At 55.6% G+C, this 23,969-nt stretch carries 25 protein-coding genes and 1 pseudogene; 16 read left to right on the top strand and 10 right to left on the bottom strand.

What is annotated here, in order from left to right; translation table 11 throughout:
• The 11 genes from BG52_RS02960 to BG52_RS02915 all read left to right on the top strand — a co-directional run.
• Positions 1 to 563, top strand: a 563-nt coding sequence (locus BG52_RS02960) for an FGGY-family carbohydrate kinase (RefSeq protein ID WP_036666812.1), incomplete at its 5' end; no start/stop codon positions are given.
• Positions 564 to 570: 7 nt separating this feature from the next.
• Complete coding sequence (gene araA, locus BG52_RS02955; protein ID WP_036666815.1) at positions 571 to 2,052, top strand: L-arabinose isomerase; 1,482 nt, start codon at positions 571 to 573, stop codon at positions 2,050 to 2,052.
• Between the two features lie 423 nt (positions 2,053 to 2,475).
• The gene (locus BG52_RS02950; RefSeq protein WP_223298903.1) at positions 2,476 to 2,754 is read left to right on the top strand and encodes a hypothetical protein; all 279 of its coding nucleotides are present in this window, start codon (positions 2,476 to 2,478) and stop codon (positions 2,752 to 2,754) included.
• Between the two features lie 329 nt (positions 2,755 to 3,083).
• Entirely contained in the window at positions 3,084 to 4,025 is a 942-nt protein-coding gene (gene cyoA, locus BG52_RS02945) for a ubiquinol oxidase subunit II (RefSeq protein WP_051587635.1), read from the top strand.
• Between the two features lie 20 nt (positions 4,026 to 4,045).
• Positions 4,046 to 6,016 carry a cbb3-type cytochrome c oxidase subunit I gene (locus BG52_RS02940; protein WP_036579894.1) on the top strand — a complete coding sequence of 657 codons (1,971 nt, stop codon included), beginning with the start codon at positions 4,046 to 4,048 and terminating at the stop codon, positions 6,014 to 6,016.
• Complete coding sequence (cyoC, locus tag BG52_RS02935) at positions 6,016 to 6,633, top strand: cytochrome o ubiquinol oxidase subunit III (RefSeq protein WP_036579891.1); 618 nt, start codon at positions 6,016 to 6,018, stop codon at positions 6,631 to 6,633. The genes BG52_RS02940 and cyoC overlap by 1 nt, the downstream gene beginning before the upstream one ends.
• Complete coding sequence (gene cyoD, locus BG52_RS02930; RefSeq protein WP_036579888.1) at positions 6,634 to 7,005, top strand: cytochrome o ubiquinol oxidase subunit IV; 372 nt, start codon at positions 6,634 to 6,636, stop codon at positions 7,003 to 7,005.
• 303 nt (positions 7,006 to 7,308) lie between these two features.
• Positions 7,309 to 7,602 (top strand): hypothetical protein, encoded by a 294-nt coding sequence (locus tag BG52_RS15900; RefSeq protein WP_190287448.1) that lies wholly within the window; start codon positions 7,309 to 7,311, stop codon positions 7,600 to 7,602.
• Between the two features lie 84 nt (positions 7,603 to 7,686).
• Complete coding sequence (locus BG52_RS02925) at positions 7,687 to 8,208, top strand: CBO0543 family protein (RefSeq protein ID WP_036579886.1); 522 nt, start codon at positions 7,687 to 7,689, stop codon at positions 8,206 to 8,208.
• A 144-nt stretch (positions 8,209 to 8,352) separates the two neighbouring features.
• Positions 8,353 to 8,649 carry a hypothetical protein gene (locus BG52_RS02920; protein WP_036579883.1) on the top strand — a complete coding sequence of 99 codons (297 nt, stop codon included), beginning with the start codon at positions 8,353 to 8,355 and terminating at the stop codon, positions 8,647 to 8,649.
• On the top strand, positions 8,646 to 9,692 hold the full coding sequence (locus tag BG52_RS02915; protein WP_036579880.1) for an FUSC family protein: 1,047 nt from the start codon (positions 8,646 to 8,648) through the stop codon (positions 9,690 to 9,692). Before BG52_RS02920 ends, BG52_RS02915 begins: the two co-directional genes overlap by 4 nt.
• A 194-nt stretch (positions 9,693 to 9,886) precedes the next feature.
• Here the strand turns inward: BG52_RS02915 and BG52_RS15160 are convergent.
• The 9 genes and pseudogenes from BG52_RS15160 to ilvA form a co-directional block, all read right to left on the bottom strand.
• Positions 9,887 to 10,048, bottom strand: a pseudogene (locus BG52_RS15160) (transposase); the annotation flags it as partial.
• A gap of 36 nt (positions 10,049 to 10,084) precedes the next feature.
• Positions 10,085 to 10,228, bottom strand: a complete 144-nt coding sequence (locus BG52_RS15895) for a hypothetical protein (RefSeq protein WP_190287447.1) — start codon at positions 10,226 to 10,228, stop codon at positions 10,085 to 10,087.
• Between the two features lie 58 nt (positions 10,229 to 10,286).
• The gene (locus BG52_RS02905; protein WP_036579878.1) at positions 10,287 to 10,610 is read right to left on the bottom strand and encodes a hypothetical protein; all 324 of its coding nucleotides are present in this window, start codon (positions 10,608 to 10,610) and stop codon (positions 10,287 to 10,289) included.
• An 82-nt stretch (positions 10,611 to 10,692) separates the two neighbouring features.
• Positions 10,693 to 11,298 carry a TVP38/TMEM64 family protein gene (locus tag BG52_RS02900; RefSeq protein ID WP_036579875.1) on the bottom strand — a complete coding sequence of 202 codons (606 nt, stop codon included), beginning with the start codon at positions 11,296 to 11,298 and terminating at the stop codon, positions 10,693 to 10,695.
• A 45-nt stretch (positions 11,299 to 11,343) separates the two neighbouring features.
• Complete coding sequence (locus BG52_RS02895; protein WP_036579873.1) at positions 11,344 to 12,519, bottom strand: MFS transporter; 1,176 nt, start codon at positions 12,517 to 12,519, stop codon at positions 11,344 to 11,346.
• 184 nt (positions 12,520 to 12,703) lie between these two features.
• Positions 12,704 to 13,882, bottom strand: a complete 1,179-nt coding sequence (locus BG52_RS02890) for a Ger(x)C family spore germination protein (protein ID WP_051587637.1) — start codon at positions 13,880 to 13,882, stop codon at positions 12,704 to 12,706.
• Positions 13,879 to 15,159, bottom strand: a complete 1,281-nt coding sequence (locus BG52_RS02885; protein WP_051587638.1) for a GerAB/ArcD/ProY family transporter — start codon at positions 15,157 to 15,159, stop codon at positions 13,879 to 13,881. The genes BG52_RS02890 and BG52_RS02885 overlap by 4 nt, the downstream gene beginning before the upstream one ends.
• Positions 15,122 to 16,774: a spore germination protein gene (locus BG52_RS02880; protein WP_036579939.1), complete on the bottom strand. Its 1,653-nt coding sequence runs from the start codon at positions 16,772 to 16,774 to the stop codon at positions 15,122 to 15,124. Before BG52_RS02880 ends, BG52_RS02885 begins: the two co-directional genes overlap by 38 nt.
• 58 nt (positions 16,775 to 16,832) lie before the next feature.
• Positions 16,833 to 18,098, bottom strand: coding sequence for a threonine ammonia-lyase IlvA (gene ilvA / locus BG52_RS02875; protein WP_036579870.1), 1,266 nt, complete (start codon positions 18,096 to 18,098; stop codon positions 16,833 to 16,835).
• A gap of 445 nt (positions 18,099 to 18,543) precedes the next feature.
• On the opposite strand from ilvA, the gene BG52_RS02870 reads away from it, so the two are divergent.
• Together BG52_RS02870 and BG52_RS02865 are read left to right on the top strand one after the other, a co-directional pair.
• Entirely contained in the window at positions 18,544 to 18,744 is a 201-nt protein-coding gene (locus BG52_RS02870) for a hypothetical protein (protein ID WP_036579868.1), read from the top strand.
• Positions 18,745 to 18,961: 217 nt separating this feature from the next.
• On the top strand, positions 18,962 to 19,150 hold the full coding sequence (locus BG52_RS02865; protein ID WP_036579866.1) for a hypothetical protein: 189 nt from the start codon (positions 18,962 to 18,964) through the stop codon (positions 19,148 to 19,150).
• A gap of 69 nt (positions 19,151 to 19,219) precedes the next feature.
• On the opposite strand, the gene BG52_RS02860 is transcribed toward BG52_RS02865, so the two are convergent.
• The gene (locus BG52_RS02860) at positions 19,220 to 19,939 is read right to left on the bottom strand and encodes a YhcN/YlaJ family sporulation lipoprotein (protein WP_051587639.1); all 720 of its coding nucleotides are present in this window, start codon (positions 19,937 to 19,939) and stop codon (positions 19,220 to 19,222) included.
• Positions 19,940 to 20,378: 439 nt separating this feature from the next.
• Here BG52_RS02860 and coxB point away from each other — a divergent pair, with 439 nt between their 5' ends.
• Genes coxB through BG52_RS02845 form a run of 3 tightly spaced genes read left to right on the top strand, consistent with a single transcriptional unit; the run spans position 20,379 to position 23,968 of the window.
• Positions 20,379 to 21,482, top strand: a complete 1,104-nt coding sequence (gene coxB / locus BG52_RS02855; RefSeq protein WP_036579864.1) for a cytochrome c oxidase subunit II — start codon at positions 20,379 to 20,381, stop codon at positions 21,480 to 21,482.
• A 24-nt stretch (positions 21,483 to 21,506) separates the two neighbouring features.
• Entirely contained in the window at positions 21,507 to 23,354 is a 1,848-nt protein-coding gene (ctaD, locus tag BG52_RS02850) for a cytochrome c oxidase subunit I (RefSeq protein WP_036579861.1), read from the top strand.
• A complete protein-coding gene (locus tag BG52_RS02845) occupies positions 23,351 to 23,968 on the top strand; it encodes a cytochrome (ubi)quinol oxidase subunit III (RefSeq protein WP_036579858.1) in 618 nt (205 codons plus the stop codon). The genes ctaD and BG52_RS02845 overlap by 4 nt, the downstream gene beginning before the upstream one ends.
• Position 23,969 lies beyond the last annotated feature (1 nt).

Here is a 23,969-nt window from a genome sequence, read left to right as displayed (position 1 = left end):
CTTCCGTCTACAAGCCGGGCCAATCCGGCCTGCTCGCGCTCGATTGGTGGAACGGCAACCGTTCCGTATTGGTGGACACGGACTTGACCGGCCTGCTGCTCGGCTGCACGCTGCTGACGAAGCCGGAGGAGATCTACCGCGCGCTGCTTGAGGCGACCGCTTACGGCACGCGCAAAATCGTCGACGCGTTCCACAGCAACGGCGTCGAAGTGAACGAGCTCTACGCCTGCGGCGGACTGCCGCAGAAAAACCGCCTGCTGATGCAAATCTACGCCGACGTGACGAACCGCGAGATCAAGATTGCGGCCTCCAGGCAGACGCCGGCGCTCGGCGCGGCCATGTTCGCTGCGGTTGCGGCGGGCTCCGCGAACGGCGGCTACGATTCGATCGTCGACGCGGCGAAGAAGATGGCGCGCGTGCGCGAAGAGACGTTCAAGCCGATTCCGGCGAACGTCGCCGTGTACGAGAAGCTGTACCGGGAATACTCGAAGCTGCACGATTACTTCGGCCGCGGCGAGAATGACGTGATGAAACGGCTGAAAGCCATTAAAGAGGAGGCTTAATCATATGATGCTGCAAACCAAACCTTATCAATTCTGGTTCGTCACCGGAAGCCAGCACTTATACGGCCCGGAAACGCTGCAGGAGGTGGAGTCCCACTCCCGCGAAATGGTCGAAGGCTTGAACGGCGATGCCGCCATGACCTATGAGATTGTATTTAAATCCGTGCTGACGACGCCGGACGATATCCGCCGCCTGATGATCGACGCGAACTCGGACGACAAATGCGCGGGCATCATCACATGGATGCACACTTTCTCGCCTTCGAAAATGTGGATCCGCGGCTTTTCCCAGCTGAAAAAGCCGTATCTTCATTTCGCGTCCCAATACAACCGCGATATTCCGTGGGATACGATCGACATGGATTTCATGAATACGAATCAGGCGGCCCACGGCGACCGCGAGCACGGCTTCATCGCCGCCCGCATGGGCATCGCGCGCAAGGTCGTTTTCGGACACTGGGACAATGCTGACGTCCGCAAGCAGATCGGCGGCTGGCAGCGCACCGCAGCGGCGGTCGCGGAGAGCCGTTCGCTGAAGGTGGCCCGCTTCGGCGATAACATGCGTCAGGTGGCTGTAACCGAAGGCGATAAGGTGGAGGCCGAAATTCAGTTCGGCTGGTCGGTGAACGGCTACGGCATCGGCGACCTGGTTGCCCGGATGAATGCCGTGACGGAAGACGCCGTCAACAAGCTGATGGACGAGTATGCGCAGAAATACGAAATCGTGGCGGAAAGCCAGGAGAAGCGCGATGCCATCGCCTATCAGGCGCGCATTGAGCTCGGCCTCCGTTCGTTCCTCGAAGAGGGCGGCTTCACTGCTTTCACGACGACGTTCGAGGATTTGCACGGCATGAAGCAGCTGCCCGGACTCGCCGTTCAGCGGCTGATGGAGGACGGTTACGGCTTTGCGGGCGAGGGTGATTGGAAAACGGCGGCGCTTGTGCGGCTGATGAAAATCATCGCGGGCAACGAAGGCACGTCGTTCATGGAGGACTACACGTACCATCTCGAGCCGGGCAATGAGCTCGTTCTCGGCTCGCATATGCTGGAGGTTTGCCCGACAATCGCGGCCGACAAGCCGCGCCTTGAGGTGCATCCGCTCGGGATCGGCGGCAAGGACGACCCGGCGCGTATGGTATTCAACGGCCGCGGGGGCGCGGCGATCAACGTCTCGATCGTTGACCTCGGCAGCCGGTTTCGCCTTATCATCAACGAGGTGGAGGCGGTCGAAGCGGAGAAGGCGCTGCCGAAGTTGCCTGTCGCCCGGGTGCTGTGGAAGGTGCAGCCGAGCCTGAAGGACGGCGTCGAGTCGTGGATTCATGCAGGCGGCGCGCACCACACCGCCTTCTCATATGTGGTGACGACCGAGCAGATGGTCGATTTCGCCGAGATGGCCGGCATTGAAGCGGTCGTCATCGACAAGGATACGAAGCCGGCGGCGCTGCGTAATGAGCTGCGGCGGAACGATATCGCCTGGAAGCTGCTGTAACCGGCGGTTTTCAGCGGCGGCGCAGTTGAGAGGCAGTCCGCTTGCCGGGCAGCCTGTCGGTTGCAGTTTCTGTTGCTGTTGTTGCTCGCATTTGCATAGGTGGGCACAGGTCTTTTCCGCCATGCGACCGCCTCCTGTCCGGAACACGGACAAGGAGGCTTTTTTATGCTGACTTTTGGAGTGTCACCGGCCGCCGCAACGAATTAAGGGCGCAACTGGGACGACAATGACGCCGCAACCTATTTCCCGGGAAATTCCGACAAGAGAGCGCTTCCTTTCCGTGTTCTCCATGTGGGGGATTGTTTAATCTTTTAAGAATGGTGTAATAAAAAGTGTCTGATTTTTGATCAAAAAGTGAACATTTATTGAACGAATTGTGGTATACTGAAATCATGATAACCCTTACAAACCGGAATGGAAGTGATGACGATGACAATAAAGACGGCTAGTACGTCCGGACAACAACACGAGCGGGAAGGGAAACGGCTTTTCTCCTTCATGAATATACTGGCCTGGATCGCGCTCGGTATCGGAGTGGTGATGAGCGTAGCGAATATGGGTTTTTTCAGTGACGACAACCTTCCGCTCATGCTGGGGATCGGATTTATGGTGGGCAGCGTGTTCATCTATACGATCGGCACGGCCATCAACATGGTCGAGCAGCGCAAGCAGGAGAGCGAGACGACCGAAACGGTCGAATAACCGGAATAGGCATTTGCATGGCCTCCCTCTTATAAGCAGGGAGGTTTTTTCGCTGATTTGATCGACCGGCAGACGGTTTAATACATATATAATACGCTAACCACATGCCGCGGAAACCGTGTGCCCGCATGTGGTTTTTTCCATGGCAGAGTCATACAATCGTCGAAACGGTGAACAAAATTTTACGGAATTAAGGCGTTTCGTTGACGCCTTTGTTAACAGATCCCCTAGGACAAGCGGAATGTGTTATTTTAATCACAAGCCTGGACACGCATCGTTATGCGGTATCATCCATTATTAATCGCATGAAATGGGGAGTTGAGAGAAATATGAAAGAAACGCCGGCGTTCAAGCGCGTTGCGGCCATTTTTGCGGTTATCGGCTTGGGTCTGATAACGTCGGGTTGCGCGAATCTGATCGTGCTCGACCCTAAGGGGCCTATCGGCGAGCAGCAGAAAGACCTGATCTGGTTTACGATCATTATTGCTTTGTTGGTCTTTATTCCTGTGATGGCACTGACGGCGTTCATTGTCTGGCGTTATCGCGACAAGCCGGGTAACAAAGCGCCCTATATACCGGACTGGGAGCACAACACGAAGCTTGAGGCGATTTGGTGGGGGGTTCCTATCCTCATTATTATTGTGCTTGCGGTCGTGACCGTCCGGTATACGTATGCGCTTGAACCTTCAAAGCCGCTGGGCTCCAAAGAGGAAACGCTGACTGTACAAGTCGCTTCGCTCGACTGGAAATGGCTGTTCCTTTACCCGGAGCAAGGGATCGCGTCCGTCAATTATTTGCAGATTCCTGAGGACGTACCGGTCAAGTTTGAGTTGACGTCGGATGCGCCGATGAACTCTTTCTGGATTCCGCAGCTTGGCGGGCAGGTATACACGATGTCCGGTATGGCGATGACGCTGCATTTGCAAGCGGATGAGCCAGGGGTTTATATGGGTTCCGGGGCGAATTTCAGCGGTGCGCAATTTGGCCAAATGAAATTCGATGCAAAGGCAACCTCGCAAGCCGAATTCGACGAGTGGGTAGCGAGCGTGAAACAAACGTCTCCGTCGCTCACCGCTCAGGGCTATCAGAAGCTGGCTCAACCGGGCGTATCTGAAGTGTTGTCGTTCTCTTCTTTCCCGGAAAAACTTTTCCAGAAAATTGTCAACAAATATGTTGAATCTGAAAAGAAGGACGGCGCGGAACCGAGCAAAAACGCCGAAGGCCCGTCACCAGACGTTAAGCAGTCCGGCACATCGCACGCAAATCATTAACTGAGAAGGGAGGCAGCATCGTGTTAGAAAAAATAAAATCTTTCGCGTCCGAATTTTTCGTGACGGGCGATCCGTTGATCCTGGGCGCCCAGGTCAGTATCGGACTTACGATGGTCGCGCTTGTCATTACACTGACTTATTTCAAGAAATGGGGCTGGCTTTGGCGGGAATGGCTGACGACAGTCGATCATAAGCGCATCGGCATCATGTACGTTATCGCCGCGCTGCTTATGCTGTTCCGAGGCGGCGTAGACGCCTTGCTGATGAGAACGCAGCTCGCTATGCCGAATATGCAATTCTTAACACCGGAGCACTACAACCAAATTTTCACGACACATGGCGTAATCATGATTCTATTCATGGCTATGCCCCTCATGTTCGGATTGTTCAATATCGTCGTACCGCTGCAGATCGGCGCCCGCGACGTTGCGTTTCCTTTCCTTAACTCGCTTAGTTTCTGGCTCTTCTTCTGGGGCGCCATGCTGTTTAACGTATCGTTCGTTATCGGCGGTTCGCCGGATGCCGGATGGTTGGCCTATCCGCCATTGTCCGGGAAAATGTTCAGCCCAGGCGTAGGTCAGGACTTTTACAACTGGGGCATTCAAATTTCCGGTATCGGCTCCTTGATGACCGGTATTAATTTCATTGTGACGATTCTGAAAATGCGGGCGCCCGGCATGAAACTGATGAAAATGCCGATGTTCTCCTGGTCGGTCCTCGCCAGCAGCGCGACGATTATTTTCGCCTTCCCGATTCTGACGGTCACGCTGGCGCTGCTTATGCTCGACCGCACCTTCGGAACGCATTTCTTCACGCTCGACGGCGGGGGAAACCCGATGATGTACATCAACCTCATCTGGATGTGGGGACACCCCGAGGTTTATATCGTTATTTTGCCGGCCTTCGGCATATTCTCGGAGATCGTGGCTACTTTCTCCAAAAAGAAGCTGTTCGGCTATAAATCGATGGTATTCGCATTGATGAGCATCAGCGTCGCCTCCTTCTTCACATGGGTGCATCACTTCTTCACGATGGGCTCCGGCGCGAATGTCAACGCGTTTTTCGCCGTAACGACGATGGTTATTGCCATACCGACCGGGGTCAAGGTATTCAATTGGCTGTTTACCATGTTTCGAGGACGAATTTCCTTTGAAACACCGATGCTGTGGACAATCGGCTTTATTGTGACCTTCGTGGCAGGGGGCCTCACAGGTGTTATGCTCTCCGTCGCGCCGGCCGATTTCCAGTTGCATAACAGCTATTTCCTGATCGCGCACTTTCATCAGGTATTGATAGGCGGGGTTGCGTTCGGTTATTTCGCAGGTCTGTACTATTGGTGGCCTAAGGTTTTCGGCTTCAAGCTGAATGAGAAGATCGGCAAATGGGCGTTCTGGACCTGGAATATCGGCTTCTATTTAACTTTCATGCCGCAATATCTGGTCGGTTTGGACGGCATGACTCGCCGGGTGAGCACGTATGGCTGGGATACCGGCTGGTTCGGGCTGAATCTCACCTCAACGATCGGCGCTTTCATAATGGGACTCGGCTTCCTGTTTCAAGTATGGCAAATCGCGCACAGCGTCAAGTTTATGCAGCGCGATACGACAGGCGATCCATGGAACGGCCGCACGCTGGAGTGGTCGATTCCTTCGCCGGCTCCACTGTATAACTTCGCGGTCGTACCCCGCGCGGATGAGCAGGATCCTTGGTGGGAAGAGAAGAAGCGGCGTGAGCAAGGGCTTCCGCCGGCTCCGGCCCAGCCTTATGAACCTATTCATATGCCGAAAAATTCGCCGATCGCGTTCATCAAGTCGTTCTGCTGGTTTGTGGCGGGCTTCGGTTTCGTATGGGGATGGTACTGGATGGCAATCCCCGGCTTGATCGGCGTCGGCGTATGTATGCTCGTACACTCTTTTACGTACGATAACGAATATTATATCCCGGTGGACGAAATTAAACGCACGGAAGCGGCATTAAGGGGGACGGTATGATGGCACAAGCTAACGGTCATGCGCAAACGCAAGGCCATGAACACGGACATGACGGCCATCATGACCAGGAAGAGCTGCGCCAGTTCGGCTTTTGGATCTTTCTGATTACGGACGTTATCCTGTTCGGTACATTGTTTGCGACTTTCATCGTCCTGCGCGGCAACACAGCCGGCGGACCCGGTCCCGAGTTGTTTGAACTGGGCGGGATCATTGCTTCGACATTCATTCTGCTTACAAGCAGCTTCACAAGCGGACTCGCCGTTCTCGCGATGAACCGCGGCAACAAGCAAGGCTTGATCGGTTGGCTCATCGTTACGGCGCTGCTGGGCTTGTCCTTCATCTATCTGGAAGTGACCGAATTTACGAAGCTCGTTCACGAAGGTGCCAACATGGGAACAAGCGCCTTCTGGTCGGCATTTTATACGCTGGTCGGTACGCACGGTCTGCACGTCTCCGTTGGCCTGGTCTGGATGACAGCTCTGATCATTCAGCTGGCCCGCCGGGGAATTACGCCGGTGACCAAGCGCAAAGTGAACATCGTGAGTCTGTACTGGCACTTTCTCGATGTCGTGTGGATTTTCGTCTTCACGATCGTGTATCTGATGGGGGTGATGTAGATGGCGCAGGGCACGCAAAATACACATGGCTCACACGGACATGGGCATGGTGAAGGCGGTCACCATTCGGAAGGAGCGCATGCGCACGGCTCGCTGAAGCAGTATGCGATCGGCTTCGTTCTTTCGATCATCCTGACAATCATTCCGCTGATGGTCGTATTGAACGATCTGCTGGAGGGAGCGGCGGCCATTGCCGTTCTGCTCATCGCTGCGGTGCTGCAATTTGCGGTACAGCTGCTGTTCTTCATGCATCTGCGCGAGGAACAGAAACCCCGCTATAATTTGATGACGCTCATATTCGGGCTCGTCATTCTCGTCACCATCGTCGGCGGGTCGATGTGGATCATGGCTTACAATGGCGTAGTAAATTGACTAGGATATGCATTGGCATTTCGGGAAGACTGTCGCGCTGCGGCAGTCTTTTTGTTTTCGCTGGACAAGCATGGCGAGCGTTAGCGGCATACAGTGCCGCTAAATCGCATATTATATAGGATCATAAAAATCAATGAGCCGGCGATAATGGAATAGCACAGGGGACGGAAATCGAACAACAATAAGGCGCTTTATTGGTCGGAAGCGCCGATACAGCGACCGATTACGAGCCTATGATTAAGCGGCTATACGAGCTGCGGCTGGATATGAAGCTGCCTGCCGGGCAGGAGGAGCATAAGCGCAATGAGAAACATGAAAAAAATGAGAAAAGCCGCCGTCTGTTGCGACGGCGGCGTAAGCGCCGGGATGTTCACCACAAGCCTGGGTCAGCAGCTTCCTTCTCCGCGGTTGCCGCGTTCTGCGGCCTTTGGGGCCGTATCGTCGGCCAGGCGGCTGCCGAATTGGTCAAGCCGGGAAGGGCTGGACGCGGGGCCGTTATTTTTCGGCTTGTTATTTCTGCCCGTCATGCTGATCACCTCCAATGCTCCTAACATGGACGCGCGAAGCAGTTTTCATTCCGGTTATAAAGTGGGATAGAACGTAATATATGGGATGAAGAGGAAATATAGGGGGTAGTATAAATGTAATGTTGGGTGAGTGAAGGGAAGGTATCCTGCAGCGATGCATTTTACAATTGCATTCATAACGGTAATTGCCGTCTGGAAATGGGGAGATTGGCGGAATTGGCGGCGCTATCATGCGACCATGCTGTATATTGCCCTGGGCAACGCGATGTACAATTTTATATGCGCCGGTCATTTGTTATGGGAGCTGTACCCGGACATGGCGCCGGATTATCTCGGGACGGAGCTTGTCTATACGCTCGTGACGTTTCCCGGGTGTGCGCTGCTGTTTTTGTCCCGGTATCCGGATAAGGCGGGAGCTCGGCGGCGGATTATCCATATCCTGATGTGGATCGTCATTTTCGGCGGAGTCGAATTGATCTATTCGCTGACGGATCGCATACGCTATGCGCACGGCTGGAACCTGGGATGGTCGCTGCTGTTCGATTGCGTTATGTTTCCGATGCTGCTTCTGCACCACCGCAGGCCGCTTGCGGCTTATTTGCTGTCGGTACCGATTGCCGCCGCGCTGATCTGGCATTTCGACGTGCCGATCGATATCCCGGTTGCGAAAAGATGAATCGGCGCCGCCCGAGCACGCTGGCAGTCTCCGTCTCCGGCAGGCGATTCGAAATGATTCGCCAAAACGGTTCGTACAAGATAATGTGGGATTTTTAAGGAAGCCGATTTTTCGTTTATAATAGTGGAAGGAGGAGATCGGGTCATGGACGGGACATGGGAAGAACTTGAACGGAAAGCGCGAACCCGCAGGGTGGCAGAGGGGCCTCAGGGGAAAGGGTTGCCGCATTTGATTTATCCCGCATACTTGGAGCGGTTTGGACAATTATCGGAGCATGGGGAGCTGTCGCTGTCGGCGCTTAAGCAATTGATATGCGGCTCTAGCGCCGAGTTTGCCGTACGCCTGTTTCTGCTGCGCGATCCGGAACGGACGGCCGGTTATGATAGGATCTTATTGCCGGCGGAATGTGAGAACGGAGAGGACGGGGGCGGATCCGCATGACGATCGGCGCACGCGTTCTGAAGACCGGCCTGGCTGTCGCTTTTGCCATTTTTCTGAGTAATTTATTTTCTTTCGATTCGCCGGTTATCGCTGCTGTCGCTTCGATTTTTACGATACAGCCGTCCATCTACCGCTCCTGGCAGCAGGTGTTGGATCAAGTGCAGTCGAACATACTCGGCGCGGCTATTGCGCTCGGGGCGGTACAATTCATCGGTAGCGCGCCGATTGCGATCGGCATCGTCTGCATAGCAGTCATCCTGATCAATATCCGGCTTAAAATGGAAGGGGCGATCGGGCTTACGCTCGTCACCGTCGTAGCCGTTATGGAGGCTCACGCACAGGGGTGGGATTTTGCGCTGGGGCGTTTTCTGATGGTCATGACGGGCATGGGCGCCGCCTTTTTCGTCAATGTGCTGCTTTTTCCGCCGAGGCCCAGACGCCAGTTCACGCAGCAGGTGCACGAGGCGCATGCGAAGCTGTCGCTGCTGCTGCGCACGTCGATCTCGAATGAGATCAAGGAGCAGGTGCACAAGGAGGAGAAGGAAGCTCTTCACGCCACGCTCCGCAAGCTGGACGAGCGTTTCATGCTGTTCGAGGAGGAACGGGCGTTTCGTTCGGAGAAGAAGCTCGACCGGGCGCGCCAGCTGCTCGTCTCCAAGCAGATGATCAAAGCGCTGCAGAAAGGCGCTGACTTGCTCGATGTGGTGGAAGAGCATTATTTCTCCGCGCCGGGAGCCGAGGAATGGGCAGGCCGATTCGACCGGCAAATCGAAGAGCTTACCAAGTACCACGAACACATTCTGTTGAAATCGGAAGGGAAAATGAAGCCCAACGTTCAGATCGAGCCGGAGGAGGAGCGGGAAGAGCGGTTCGTCAAGCAATTGACCGGTTATTTGGGGGAGGATCCGACCCTGCACAAGCGGCTGATCTTCGTCGCATCCTCCTTGTTCGAATACGGCTACCACCTTCGCCGGCTCGAGAAGCTGCTTGATCAAGTAAGGGAGCGGGAACGGCCGCAAAGGACGCCGGAGAGCGAGCTGTGAACGGGAGGGCAGCGCGGCAGCGCAACACGGTCGAGGTAGGGCAGCGCGCAGGGCAGCTTCCACGCCGGAATGGACACCGTCGCCAAACCTCGTCCGCCAGCCCCGCCGCGGGCCGCACAAAAGAACCGTCCGAACGCATCTTGTGCGTCGGGACGGTTCTTTTCGGTGCTCATGCTTCCTCTTGGCTGAAATTCTACAAGTTCCCACTCTGTCGTGCCGAGCGTCGGATCGGCGGGGAACACGTCGCCGCGCTTCAGCTCCGCTTCTCTGCCCCACTCGTTCTTGTATGTTCCGTCGACCTCGACGGGTTCGCCTGACATCGGTTCCTTTTCCTTGTGCTTCTGGCTGTCGTCCATTCGCGTTGTGCCTCCTTGGGTGCTACTGCACAAGAATTATAGACCGTGCTTCGGCACGGCCGCGCGATCCGCCTTGGATTGCTTGCGGGCAGCGGCCTCCTTGCCTTGGCCGCTCCGGTCCGCCGACGATTGGGCCTGCGCCGCTTCCCGCTGGCCGTGGGACGGCTGTTCGCCTGACATGGCAATCACTCCTTTCCGGGGTGTTTACCTTGATCAGTTTGCCACGGAAAGAAAGGAATTATGATAACAGCCGCAGCCCGCACGAAGGGCAGCTGGCATCTTCATGGGTGACCGTCTCCCCGCATGCCGGGCACGGCTCGCTGAAGCGTTCGCCTGCGCTTCCCTCCGAACCGCCGGCTTCCCCCTCGCACTGCTTCGCGCGCTCTCCGCCGCCGGGCCGAAGATGATCGGGCGTTTCGAACAGCGTCTCCATAAACCGTTTTAATTCACTGTGCCTCCCCGAATCATCCGACACTGCCCGGATCACCGCGATCATTGCACCGACGATAACCGCCGCAGCCAGCAGCACCACAACCGTTCCTGTCACGTTAACGGGGTTCATAGGACTTTCATTCCCCTCCAACCGAGTCGCTCTTCCCGTTAAGGGCCGACCAGCGGGCTTGCCGCCGGTTCAGGCGGGCCGGTCAATGTGTCTGATACCGGGCTTCCAGTCTTTTGCCGCCGAACCACAATACTGCGATCAGAACCAAAGCGACCGCGATCCGCCAAGGCTCATGCGCCAGATCGGTTATGTTGAAGCTGAGCAACGAAATCGATGAAATCATCACCGCTTTGCCAAGCAGAATCGCGGTCATGAACGTCTGAAACCGCACCGTGCTGAGTCCTGAAGCGAGATTGATCAGAAAAGACGGCGAGAAGGGAAAGCAAGCGAGCAGAAAAATCGGCGTAAACCCTTTGCGCTCGATCCATTGAAAAAATTTGGAAGATACGGGAAAACGCCGCTCCAGCCAAGTGCCGAACCGGCCGCCGATTGTACGCGATATCCAGAACACAAGCATGGCGCCGGCCGAAACGCCGAGCCAGGAATACAGAAATCCGAGCCAGAACCCGTAGACGTTCGCATTAACGGCCACGAACAGAATGAGCGGCAGAAACGGAAAAAAGGATTCAATCAGCGGCAGCAGCAGGCCCGGAAGTGGTCCGTATGCGGAGTAGCTCTCGATCGTTCGTTGAATTTGCGCCTGGTCCATCTGCCGGAGCTGATCCAGCCATGCTTGCCATTGACTCATGTGTACTCACTACTCTCTTGGAATAAAATAATGTGCAGGCCGCTGTCAGTCGTCCGACACCGGCCGGAAAGGAAACAGAAGATACAGGAGGGCGATGAGCCCGAACAGAACGGCGCTCAACCGGACGACGTCCGTTTGGCTGTAGAATGTGCCGATGACGCCGCCCACGATCGGGCCGATCATGACGCCGATTCCTTCGACCGTGGAGAAGATTCCCCAGCCGAGACCCTGCTGCTGCGGCGGGACGTAGGAGGCGAGCAATGCGTTCCAGGCCGGCAGCAAGGCGGCGTAGGAGATGCCAAGAAGCGCGGCGAGCATGACGGCTTCCCATAACGACGGATGCATCGCCAGCAGTCCGAGCCCGACAGCGAACATCCCGAAGCCGCCGATCAGAAACCATTTTTTGCCGCCGATGCGGTCGGACAACCGGCCCATCGGCATCAGACCCGCGATGGTGAACAAGCCGCCGGCCATAAGGATCAGCGAATACTGCGAGGGATTGATGCCGAGCTGCTTTTCTGCGAAGCTGGGCAGGATAGGAACCAGCATACCGGCGCCCATCGTTTGCAGGATCATGCCGGGCAGCAGCAGCCGCATCTGACGAAGCTTGCTTTTCAGAATAGCGAACTGCTCGCGCAGCGGTATCGTGTCGACGTCCCGTTCGCGGCGGTTGGATATGAACAGCGACAGCAGCCATGCGAACAAGGAGAGGCCGACAAGCAGCCGGTAGGTGAAGACCGGGCTCGTGTCGAGCAGCAGGTTGCACACAATCGGTCCGGCGCCCATCCCGATAAACCAGATCGTATATAAATACCCCATCTGCGTGGCGCGGTTCGCTTCGGTCACCTTGGTCAGGCAAACGATCCAGATCGGCGACATGCCGACGCCGTACAGGGCGGAAGCCGTAATGAACAGCCAGGGGACATCGGCGTATGCGATCAGAAAAACGCCCAGCAGCGAAACGAGCAGTCCGAGATGCACGATGGTGCGTGCCGAGATCCGGTCGAGCAGCCAGCCGATCATAATTTTCAACGCTGTGTCGGTCAGGTAATGGGCGGTAATCGCAACGCCGATCACATCAAGTGAAAGGCCGAGCGTTTTTCCGCCGTAAATCGGCAAGAAGCTGATCACGAACGCGCCCCTGACGAATTCGACGAACAGCAGAATGACGGAGAACAGGACGATTTCACGTCCGAACGAACGGTTAAGTTTGAAGTCCATATGCTTGCCCCTTTGCGAAATGAATCGGTTGCGTGTCCCCGCACAAGCGGCGCGCCGGTGAATAATGTTTACTCTTTTATTATAGGCATGTTGAAAAAGAAGTCCAATCGATGAAAAGCCGCAATCGACCGGGAGCGGTCTGATGCGGCTCGGCAGCCCTGAGGGAGGGGGCCTGAAGGGCGGTTCAATCCATTTCCATGCCGGTGTTGCGCAACTTATAGCTGTAAGTAACCACGATGTCGGCCTCCGGGAACTCGGACTGCCAATTAATCCGTCGCCAGATGCCGGGATGAAAGGCGCGGATCTTGCCCCCGATCCCGATCACATCCGCCCGGTATCGTTTCTGGAGCTTCTCTATCACCTGGCGGGTTTTGGCGGCCAAATAGTCGGCGGCGTTCTGCTCCAGCAGGGTGATCCTCCCGGATTTAAACAGCATGTCATCGAACGTTTTTTCCAGTAGCGCGCCTTCAAGCTGGATATGAATTCTGGCCTCGACTCGTCCGTTATTGTAACGGATCCGGCTGGACTGGCCGACAAACTCGCTTGACAACGACACCATGCGCGAAGAATCTCCTTCATAGGGGAAAATAATCGGGCCGCCGTTCTCGCGGTACCGCACCCGTTCGATTGCCCAAGTCTCCTGCACGTCGAGCGAGCCGATCATTTTGTCTTCCCGGAATAAGGCAATGCCTTTATAGGCAATTTCCTCTTTGCGGGCTGAGAATCTAAGCATGAACGGCTGGTGGCAGTTCGAAGACAGGTCGATGAAGAAATTGCCCAAGTTCATGTCGGGAATATACCCTTCTTTGACGCCGTTCTCGACAAGGGACATGATGTATACGGTCGGAATTTGCTCCAGTCCGGGATTGGCCTCGAGCAGTTGCCTGCCCTCGCCCTCCACGATAATGGGCCACAGCAGCCGGCGGATTTGCGGGTTGCGCCGGAAAGGGTCCAGCACCTCGTTGAGCCCTTTCCTGGCGACGGCCTCGCCGATTGCGATGACCCGTGTATGGCCGTAGAAAAGCTCCTGGTTTAATTGCGTCTGCAGCTTTCGGATCGCGTCGAGCACTGTGATCCCGTCGGAAGAAAGCACCTTGACGGGACTGTCGCCGCCGGACGAACCGCCGGTGCCCGTCGATCCGGCGATTTTGAGCGGTATCGGAATTTGCACGGACAAGCGGATCATATCGGGCCGGTCCGGCACCGCGTCGATTGCGACGGCTACGACACTTGTCCGCTCCTCGATCTCGCGGCGGTCCCAGCAGCCGGCCAGAGCCAGGCATAGGAGAGCAGAGAGCACTCCGGCAACGATGCGGAGCAAACAACGATTGTACGGCCGTCGGCGCGCGGCGCGGACCATCATGCTCGGCTCCCCCCTTCCCCGCCGGAATCCGCCGCTGCGCTGCGGTTCCGCCGCCGCACCGAGGGACGCATTTGCGCGATCAGCCAAAACAGGATCGGCATGCTCAGCAAGTAAAATGAGCCGTAATTTCCGGTTATATCCTGCCAATCGAAAAGGTCTTTTATATTTTGCGGCCGCAGCGCCACCCAATATAATGCCGGCAGCATGGCGAGCGCGATCCAGCGGTGGGTGCGGAGCCCGAGCATTTCCTTCAGCAGCATGGTGAGTGTGAAATACATCGTGCCCACCGTGGTGAAAACCGCCGTCACCCAGACGCCGATGAAGAGCGATTCGGTTCGTTCAAGGACGAGCCCGGGCATTTCGGTCGTTTTGACGAGCTCCAGCGTGGGCCACACGAGCTGCTTCAGCTCATCGACGCCGAAAACGGATATGCCGGAGATGACGATCAGCGTGTACATGAAGCCGGGAATTGCGATGCCGGTGAGATTGGCCCTGACCATTGCGCGCGATGGCTCGGCATGCGACATGAAGAGGGTGAATACCTCAAAGCCGAGATAAGCTGCGGTTGAAGTAAGCGAGCTGCGCATAATGCTCATCCAGTCGACCGCGAACAGCGGGAACAGATTATCCAACCGGGCGCTCTGATAGGAAAATAAACTGATCAGCAGAATCGGGACGACGATCAGCGGCAGTAAAATCTCGTTCACTCGGGCCACCGTCTCGATATCGTGCATGACAAGGATAAAGCCGGTCAGCAGCATGGTGCCGATGATGACCTCGACTGGAGTCCGGGGCAGCACGGCGGCCGTGACCACTTCACCGAAAATACGGGCGACCATGCCGGTGGTTGCTGTCCAGTATGCAACCATCAGGGACAGGAACGGCAGGATCAGGATCTTCCCGATCCATATTCTGCGGACCGGACTGAACAGCTCGGCTCCCAGGCGGACGATGCTTTTGCCCGGAAACATGCGCGCAAGCAAAGAAAGAAAGAGCATCGGCACCATCGCCAGGCAGGCGCCGAGCACAGTGGACAGCCAGCCGCTTTCTCCGGCGATTTCAGTCGTAGTGCGCGGCAAGGTCAGTACACCGACGCCGAAAATGGTGCTGGCAACGATCGACGCGGATTGACGGGGGCTGATGACGAAGCGGTTAGCCGATGACTGTCCGCTCCTCCTTTCCGTTCCGTCGTGTCCGTCCTTACCGCCGGCGGCAGCCGGCTGCCCGTGTTCGGCTCCTTTATCGCCGATTGTCGGATTGTCCGTCCGCTTCGTCATGCTTCGCCATGCCTCCTTGCTTCTTCATTCGGTACGTATCCTGCGGCTGCAGGGCAAGCGGTCGACTGCGCATGAAGATCATCGGCGCGCGGATAACCGTATCCTTTAAATCGCGGAACCGGAACGGCGTCAGCGGAGCCAGGTAAGGCACGCCGAACGATTTCAGCGAGCATAGATGAACGACGATGATGAGGATGAGCAGCATGATGCCGTAGAGGCCGAACATGCCGGCCGCGACCATCATTGGAAAGCGCAGCATCCGGAGTGCAATCGCCGCGCTGTAGCTTGGCGATGCGAATGAGCCGATTGTCGTCAGCGCGACAATGATGACCATGATCGGACTTACGATACCGGCCTGAACGGCCGCCTGGCCTACGACCAGCGCGCCCACGATGCCAATCGTCGGGCCGATCGGGCCGGGCAGCCGGACGCTCGCTTCGCGCAAAATTTCCATCGTTATCTCCATCATGAACGCTTCGACGACGGAAGGGAAAGGCACGGTGGAACGTCCGGCGGCCATGGCGATGACCAGCCGCGACGGAATCATTTCCGGATGAAACGAGCTGAATGCAATGTAAAGGGACGGGAGCAGCAGAGCCATAACCATGCTTATGATGCGGATGAACCGGATCATGGTGCTGATCAGAAACCGTTCGTAGTAATCTTCAGGGCTTTGATAGAACGCGGTGAAAAGGGCGGGGGCGATAAGCGCGAACGGCGAGCCGTCCGTAATGATCACGATGCGGCCCTCGAGCAGGTTGGCTACGGCCTTGTCCGGCCGCTCCGTATTATGGATCAGCGGGAAGGGCGTCCAATGATTGTCTTCGATGAACTGCTCGATATAGCCGCTCTCAAGCGCGGTGTCGATATCGATTTTCTTAATGCGGGAGAGCACTTCGTCGACGATCGCTTTGGGCGCGATATCGTCGATATACACGACCGATACGGACGTTTGACTGCGTGCGCCGACGGTTAATGTGCGGATGCGCATGTTCGGATCCCGCAGCCGGCGACGGATCAGGCCGATATTGACGCGGAGCTGTTCCGTAAACCCGTCCCGCGGTCCGCGGACAACCGATTCGGTGCGCGGTTCCTCGACGGGTCTGCTCGGGTACGATTTCGTATTCAACAGCAGGCAGCGTTGTACGCCGTCTATGAGGAATGCGGTGTCCCCGGAGAGCATGAGGCCGACCGCTTCGGCCGAATCTTTGCCCTCGTTCGTCTGATTCACCGGCAGAACCGCATCGCGGATATAGTCGAACAATGCATCGCCCGACTTGCAGCCGGCCGGCGTATCGGACAATGATTTTGCCATGGCGGCTCGCAGTATAAAATCCTCCACGACAACGGAGTCGGTCAGCCCTTCGATGAAAAGGATCGCAGCAGACCTGCCGCCGCTGCCACCCAGCTGAAAACGGCGGACGATCAAATCGTCGCTTGCGCCGACCCCCGAACTCAGCAGCTCAACCGCCGAATCCAGAGAAGCCGGGATCGGTTCGGGCTTAAGCTTCCTCATCCTTTGCTCGAATCGCTCGTCGAGCTTGCTCTTCCCGGACTTCTCACGCCGGCCGCGGAGCTTTTTTCCCAATACGTAAAACCCGGATTGTTCCTGCATGCTTATCATCACCCATCCATCTTTTTCCCGAAATGCCGGGAAATCATGCGCGGACGGGTCAGATTAAGAAGTTGAAAAGGTGCGGGTCTTTATTCAGTTCAAGGAACTGGAATCCTTTGCTCCGCATGCGCGTGATCAGGGGCTCATAGTCTCCGCGGTTTTTCAATTCAAGGCCGACAAGCGCCGGTCCGTTGTCCTTGTTGTGCTTTTTCGTATACTCGAACCTGGTAATGTCGTCGCCCGGTCCGAGCACGTCGTCGAGAAATTCCCTCAAGGCGCCCGCGCGTTGCGGGAAGTTGATCATGAAATAATGCTTCAAGCCTTCGAAAATAAGCGATCGTTCCTTGATCTCCTGCATGCGGTCGACGTCGTTGTTGCCGCCGCTGACAACACAGACGACGGTTTTTCCGCGGATGCGGTCACGATAATTGTCCAATGCGGCGATCGGCAGCGCACCGGCTGGCTCGGCCACGATGGCGCTCTCGTTGTACAGTCCGAGGATTGCGGAGCATACTTGCCCTTCGGGCACGATCACAATGTCGTCCAGCAGGCCGCGGCATATGCCGTACGTAATGTCGCCGACCCGCTTGACGGCGGCTCCGTCCACGAACTTGTCGATCTGCTCAAGTGCCGTAACTTCCCCGCAATCGAACGACGCCCGCATGGAAGCCGCGCCTTCCGGCTCTACGCCGATCAGCAGGGTGCCGGGGGAGACACTTTTCACATACGAACCGACGCCGGCGGCCAATCCGCCTCCGCCGATCGTGAGGAAAATGTAATCGGGCGGCGTGTCCGCGTCTTCCATCAGCTCCAAGCCGACCGTCCCGTTGCCGGCAACGATCCGAAGGTCGTCGAAAGGATGAATGAACGTCAGCTCGTCACGCTCGCAGCAGGCGATCGCTTCCGCATAGGCATCGTCGAAGGTGTCCCCGACCAGAATGACCTCAACCTGCGAGCCGCCGAAGAACAATACCTGGCTGACTTTCTGGCGCGGAGTCGTGCTGGGCATATAGATTTTGCCCGGAACCCCAAGAGCCCGGCACGAATAGGCGACGCCTTGAGCGTGGTTGCCGGCGCTGGCGCAGACCACTCCTTTGCTCAACTGCTCGGCGGGAAGGGAACGCATGACGTGATAAGCGCCGCGGATTTTGAACGAGCGGACCACTTGCAAATCCTCACGTTTTAATAATACCCGGCAGTCGAACCGCTCCGACAGCACCCGGCTGTATTGCAGCGGCGTTCTTACGACGACTTCCTTCAGTAAATGCTGGGCCAGAACAATGTCTGCCAGCTCGATCCCGCTGTATGCTTTGTTCTCATTCATAGCGCTTTCTCCTCGCTCTCCTGAATGACCCTTGTTATACTCCTTGGACGCCCGGTTGTCAACCGCCCCCGCGCAATTAGGCGATGCTCCGTGTACGCAACGAAATCTTCGGGTATATCGTATAAGTAAGAAATGTCGGTGAAAGGGTGCATATAATGGTTTGGGTGGATGCGCAGGCTGCTGATGTTCGCGCTCGTCGCAGCGTTCCTGCTTGCTCTGGCCGGATAGGGGGGTTCTGCGCTATATCGAGCCGAGGGAGAAGCTTGATCCCTCCTATCGCGAGGTCAACGTTTCGGCAAACGGTTGTAAGCGTTTAATAAACTTTAACCTCGGAGTCTATGCGACAATTGAAGCGCCGCTAGTTATGCTATATCATTTAGAAATCATGGAATTGGAAATTTAAAGTGAAAATATACTTTGGGAGAAAGGTGGCTCGTCGAAGGCGATGTCTTATCTGTGGATTACCTATATAGCCGTGCTTTTCGGCATTGTGATTGCGGTTACGGTAGTCGTTGTCTATCTGCGGATGACCAAAGCGGGGAGAGCCGGCGGCCGCGCCGCTCAAGGCGAAAATACTCCCGGCGCGCAGGCAGGCGCTGGCTCCAATCCGCCCCCGTACGTCAGAGACCCGAACAATCCGGAATGATTGCCGGGATATTATTCTCCTTCCACCTGCGGGTGAAGCTGGTATAATGAAAAGAAAACTGAATATATTGAAGGTTTCGACCATGAATAATTGCCGGACGGATTGTAGGCCCCGCAGGGGATGTGCCTAGGGTAGTATCACAGGTATTCGGCATATGCGCCGGGTGCGTTCTCGTACATTGTAAAGGACGACCACTCAACGCTTGGGAGGGGATTTCATGGCGAAGCGAGGCCATAATGAAGTCAAGGAGAGCCTGAAGGAATTAACGAGAATATTTCAACCTAAGGATCCGAGAAAATTCGTCCGCGATTATATCCGCAAATACCGGATTACCGGCGGCTATGAAGACGAGCTGACGGTATTGGTCGAACATGAGTTGGGCAAGATGAGATCTTCGGTCGGTTGACCGGATTAATATTGTCGATAACGACAGATAAGAGACGCGGAAGCGTCTCTTTTTTTGGTGCGGTTATGGTTACCGGGATTGCTCTGCCCTAGACGTTCTTTCCTGTACCGGGACGGGCATCGTTTTACCGCCGGCGAACTGGTGCCGCACCAGAAGGTTGAAAGGCTCGAGCAATACGGCCAGCGACCTTCCCGCCCAGGCCTGCTTGGCATATTCATTGATCTCGTTAACGAAGTCCATATTGGCGGAGATATGAACTTCCTCCACGCGGGGGGCCAGATGACGGATTTTCGCGGCGATCGTCTGCTTCAGCTCATCCGACAGCTCGCTATGGTCGTTAATGGTGTAGTAGCTGTTATAAGGGGAAGCCGGCTTGCTGCCGCTGCCATAGGGACTTCCAGTGTCGACGTTGTACACGCCCTCGTTCAACCCTCCGTTGTTCTGGTCGTAACTTCGGGAACCGGAGCTTTTCGTGCCTACCGCCGTCCCGTCGAGCATAAGCGCCACATAGGCGTTTTTATCGGTCAGCATCACCAGCCCCGATGCCACCCCGTTCAGATTGGACACCTCGTTTGTTAGCATGCTGCTGTATTCTACATACTTGTTGTCGTGCTGACGGGGATTTCCGGTAAGGGAGCCGTACAGTTTCGGGCCAAGCATCTTCGGATCCCCGTTCTGCCTGGAACCGTAATCGTAGCCGCTATCCTGGACGTAGCGTTTGTAATTGCAGCCTGCCAGCAGGCACGTGGCGCAAACCGCGACTGCGGTCAAACGAACGAGCTTATTCAATGAAGAAACCTCCAATGCTGAAGACGCGTTTAGTATTAGGTTCCGTAGCGGAGGGGGAAATATGCGCACAGGGTCCCACCATAAAAAACCAATGCCACCCTAAGTGCTTCCAGGGTGGTAAACGGTTATTATCTCCCCTATTAATTGGAATAAACCAGGGGCAAAAGCGGGTTGAAAGCGGTCGTAAAATGATCCGTCCAAAACCGCAAAAAGCCTTATGTGAAGCCAATTTTGACGGCTTTGAGAACAATTTGTGAACTCTCTGCGGAACATTGACAAATATGTGTCACAACTTTATATTTAATAAAGTGATCAGGATGTGACCAAAAAGTGATTGAATTGTGTGCTTTGTCACGTCGGAACAACGGAAAGTACACAGTTGGCCGCCTGCCACTCCACATCAAGGCAACTGTGAAATCGTAAAAAGCGGGGTTGATTAATGATGAAACGGTGGCATGTATTAAAGCGCCTTCTGCCTCTGATGGCAGGGGTCGTTTTGCTCCTGTCCGCTTGCGGACGCGCGGACCTGTCCACGCTGAATCCGCAGGGAGCGGTAGCGCAAGAGCAGTTTAATTTGATGAAGTTGTCATTTATCATCATGCTGCTGGTGGTCATCGTCGTATTTGCGATCGCCATTTACGTTCTGGTTCGTTTTCGCCGCCGTCCCGGGGACAACAAAATTCCGGTTCAGGTGGAAGGCAACCACAAGCTTGAAATCATTTGGACGGTTATTCCGTTGATCCTGCTCGTAATCCTCGGCGTGCCGACGATTCAAAGCGTTTTCGCGCTTTCCCAGGATTATAGCAAAGACCCTAAAGCGGTTGTCGTCAACGTGACCTCGCATCAGTACTGGTGGGAATTCGAGTATCCGGGATTGGGCGTGAAGACGGCGCAGGAGCTTGTCGTGCCGATTGGCACGAAAATCGCGGTAGAAGCGAAATCCGCCGATGTGCTGCACTCCTTCTGGATTCCGGCGCTGGCCGGCAAGATCGATACGAACCCCGGCGGCAACGTGAATCGGATGTATTTTGAGACGCCTGCGAAGGAAGGCATCTTCCTCGGCAAGTGCGCCGAGCTATGCGGCCCGTCGCATTCTTTGATGGATTTCAAAGTGAAAGTCGTAGATCAAGCCTCGTTCGACAATTGGGTGGCGGCGATGAAGGCGCCGGCTGTTCTTCCTGAAGATCCTGCCATCGCTCAGAAATTTCAGAGCCAATGCTTATCGTGCCATGCCGTTGGCGACATGGGCGGTCCCGCATTCCCTAACCTGACGGGGATCGGGGATCGGGAGACGGTAGGAGGCATTCTCGTGAACACGGAAAATCCGAAATACCAGAATGAAGGCTCCACCTACGATAACTTATACCGTTGGATCAAAGATCCGCAAGCGGTTAAGCCAGGTAACCAAATGCCGAAGATCGATCTGACCGAGCAGGAGCTCGCGGGGATATCGAAATACTTGGCCGAGTACAAATTAAACTACGAGTCCGAAACGCTCGCTAACAACGACGCTACCGATGATTCGCAGGAATCCAAAGAATAACGGAGACAGAAGGAGGCACCTCACTTGGCTCACGCGCACGAGGTTAAACGGTACAGCGGCTTAATGGACTGGCTGACGACCGTCGACCATAAAAAAATCGGGATCCTGTATCTGATCGCCGGTGGCTTCTTTTTCCTCATCGGCGGCCTGGAAGCAATCCTCATTCGGATTCAGCTGTGGAAACCGCTGAATAATTTTGTAAACCCGGACACCTACAACCAGCTGCTCACCATGCACGGTACAACGATGATATTTCTGGCGGCGATGCCGGTCATATTTGCTCTTATGAATGCAATCGTGCCGCTGCAGATCGGCGCGCGCGACGTGGCGTTCCCCTTCGTCAACGCGCTCGGCTTCTGGACCTTCTTCTTCGGCGGCGTACTGCTAAACATCAGTTGGTTCGCCGGCGGCGCGCCAGATGCAGGTTGGACTTCTTATGTTCCGCTTGCCAGCTCGACCTTTAGCGAAGGCGAGGGGGTTGATTACTATGTCATCGGCCTGCAGATTGCCGGTATCGGAACGCTGGTCGGCGGCATCAACTTCCTGGTTACGATTATTAACATGCGCGCACCAGGCATGAGCTTTATGAGAATGCCGATGTTCACCTGGTCGGCCTTTATCACCTCCGCTCTGATTTTGTTTGCCTTCCCAGCCTTAACCGTCGGCTTGGTGGCGCTCATGTTCGACCGGATATTCAGCGGTAATTTTTTCAACCCGTCGGGGGGCGGAAACGCAGTACTATGGGAGCATATTTTCTGGATTTTCGGTCACCCTGAGGTGTACATTCTCATTCTTCCCGCATTCGGTATCATTTCCGAAATCGTCAGTACATTCTCGCGCAAGCGACTGTTCGGCTACAGCTCTATGGTGTTCGCGACGGTTCTGATCGGTTTCCTAGGATTTATGGTCTGGGCGCATCACATGTTCACTGCGGGTCTGGGTCCAGTCGCGAACGCGCTGTTCTCGATTGCCACCATGCTGATCGCCGTACCGACCGGCATCAAAATCTTTAACTGGCTGTTCACACTATGGGGCGGTTCGATTCGCTTCACGACAGCTAATTTATTCGCTGTTGGCTTCATACCGACGTTCGTTATGGGCGGCGTCACCGGGGTCATGCTGGCTGCAGCGCCGGCTGACTATCAGTACCAGGACACTTATTTCGTTGTCGCTCATTTTCACTATGTTATCGTAGGCGGCTTGGTACTCGGCTTGTTCGCAGGACTGCATTACTGGTGGCCCAAAATGTTCGGCCGGATGCTGAGCGAGAAGCTCGGAAAGTGGACATTCTGGACGTTTTATATTGGTTTCCATATGACATTCCTGATTCAGCATTTCCTGGGGCTGTTGGGGATGCCGCGCAGAACGTGGACGTACCTGAACGGTCTGGGCTTCAACGAGATGAACCTGGTCTCGACCGTCGGCGCGTTTCTGATGGGAATCGGCACGTTGCTCTTCCTTCTGAACATCATTGTCACGTTCGGAAAGCCGAAAACTGCCGGCAACGACCCATGGGAAGACGGGCGTACGCTGGAATGGTCAATCCCATCCCCAGCGCCGGAGTATAACTTCGCACAAACGCCGCTCGTTCGCGGATATGATGCGCTGTGGAAAGAGAAGACGGACGGCAACAACGGCATGACTCCCGCTGAACCGCTTGGACCGATTCATATGCCTTCGCCATCGATTTTGCCGTTCTTTATGGCTCTAGGACTGTTCATAGCAGGTTTCGGCTTTATGTATCGTAACTGGATCGCAGTTGCTGTGGGCATGGCGACTGTATTCCTCTGCATGATCCTGCGTTCCGTCAAAGACGATAACGGTTTCCACATCGAACCGGATGAGCTTCACGACAAGGGGGTAAAAGCATGAGCGCACATTCGCATATAGACGGCGAGCTTCCGCACGAGCCGGAGAGGGCGACGCTCGAAGGCCGCAATAAAGTGCTTGGCTTCTGGCTTTTCCTCGGCGGTGAAACGGTACTGTTCGGTACGCTGTTCTCGGTTTATCTGTCGCTGCGGGGTCAGGTTCTGGACGGACCTCCGGCATATGAATTATTTAAGCTTTGGACGGTCGCACTCGCGACTTTCCTTTTGCTCACCTCGAGCTTGACCAGCGTGTTCGCCGTCCAGGCGCTGCATCGCAACAATGTCAAATCGTTGATCAATTGGCTGATTGTGACGGTCTTCCTCGGTCTCTGCTTTCTTGGACTCGAGATTTACGAGTTCATTGAATATGTTAAGGAAGGCCATAAATTTACGACCAGCGCATTCAGTACTTCTTTCTACACGCTTGTCGGATTCCATGGCGCGCATGTCGCCTTCGGCATCATTTGGATTTCCATGCTGATTGCTCAGGTCAAACGCAAAGGCTTGACCGTCGTTACGGCGCCGAAAGTTTACGTAGCGAGCATGTATTGGCATTTCATCGACGTCGTGTGGGTATTCATCTTCACCGTCGTCTACCTGATGGGAAAGGTGGGCTAAG

The sequence above is a fragment of the Paenibacillus darwinianus genome, assembly GCF_000598065.1.
In the GTDB taxonomy this organism is placed as follows: domain Bacteria; phylum Bacillota; class Bacilli; order Paenibacillales; family Paenibacillaceae; genus Paenibacillus_I; species Paenibacillus_I darwinianus.
Note: the sequence above shows the minus strand (reverse complement) of the source record. Positions and strands in the feature narration are given on the sequence as shown.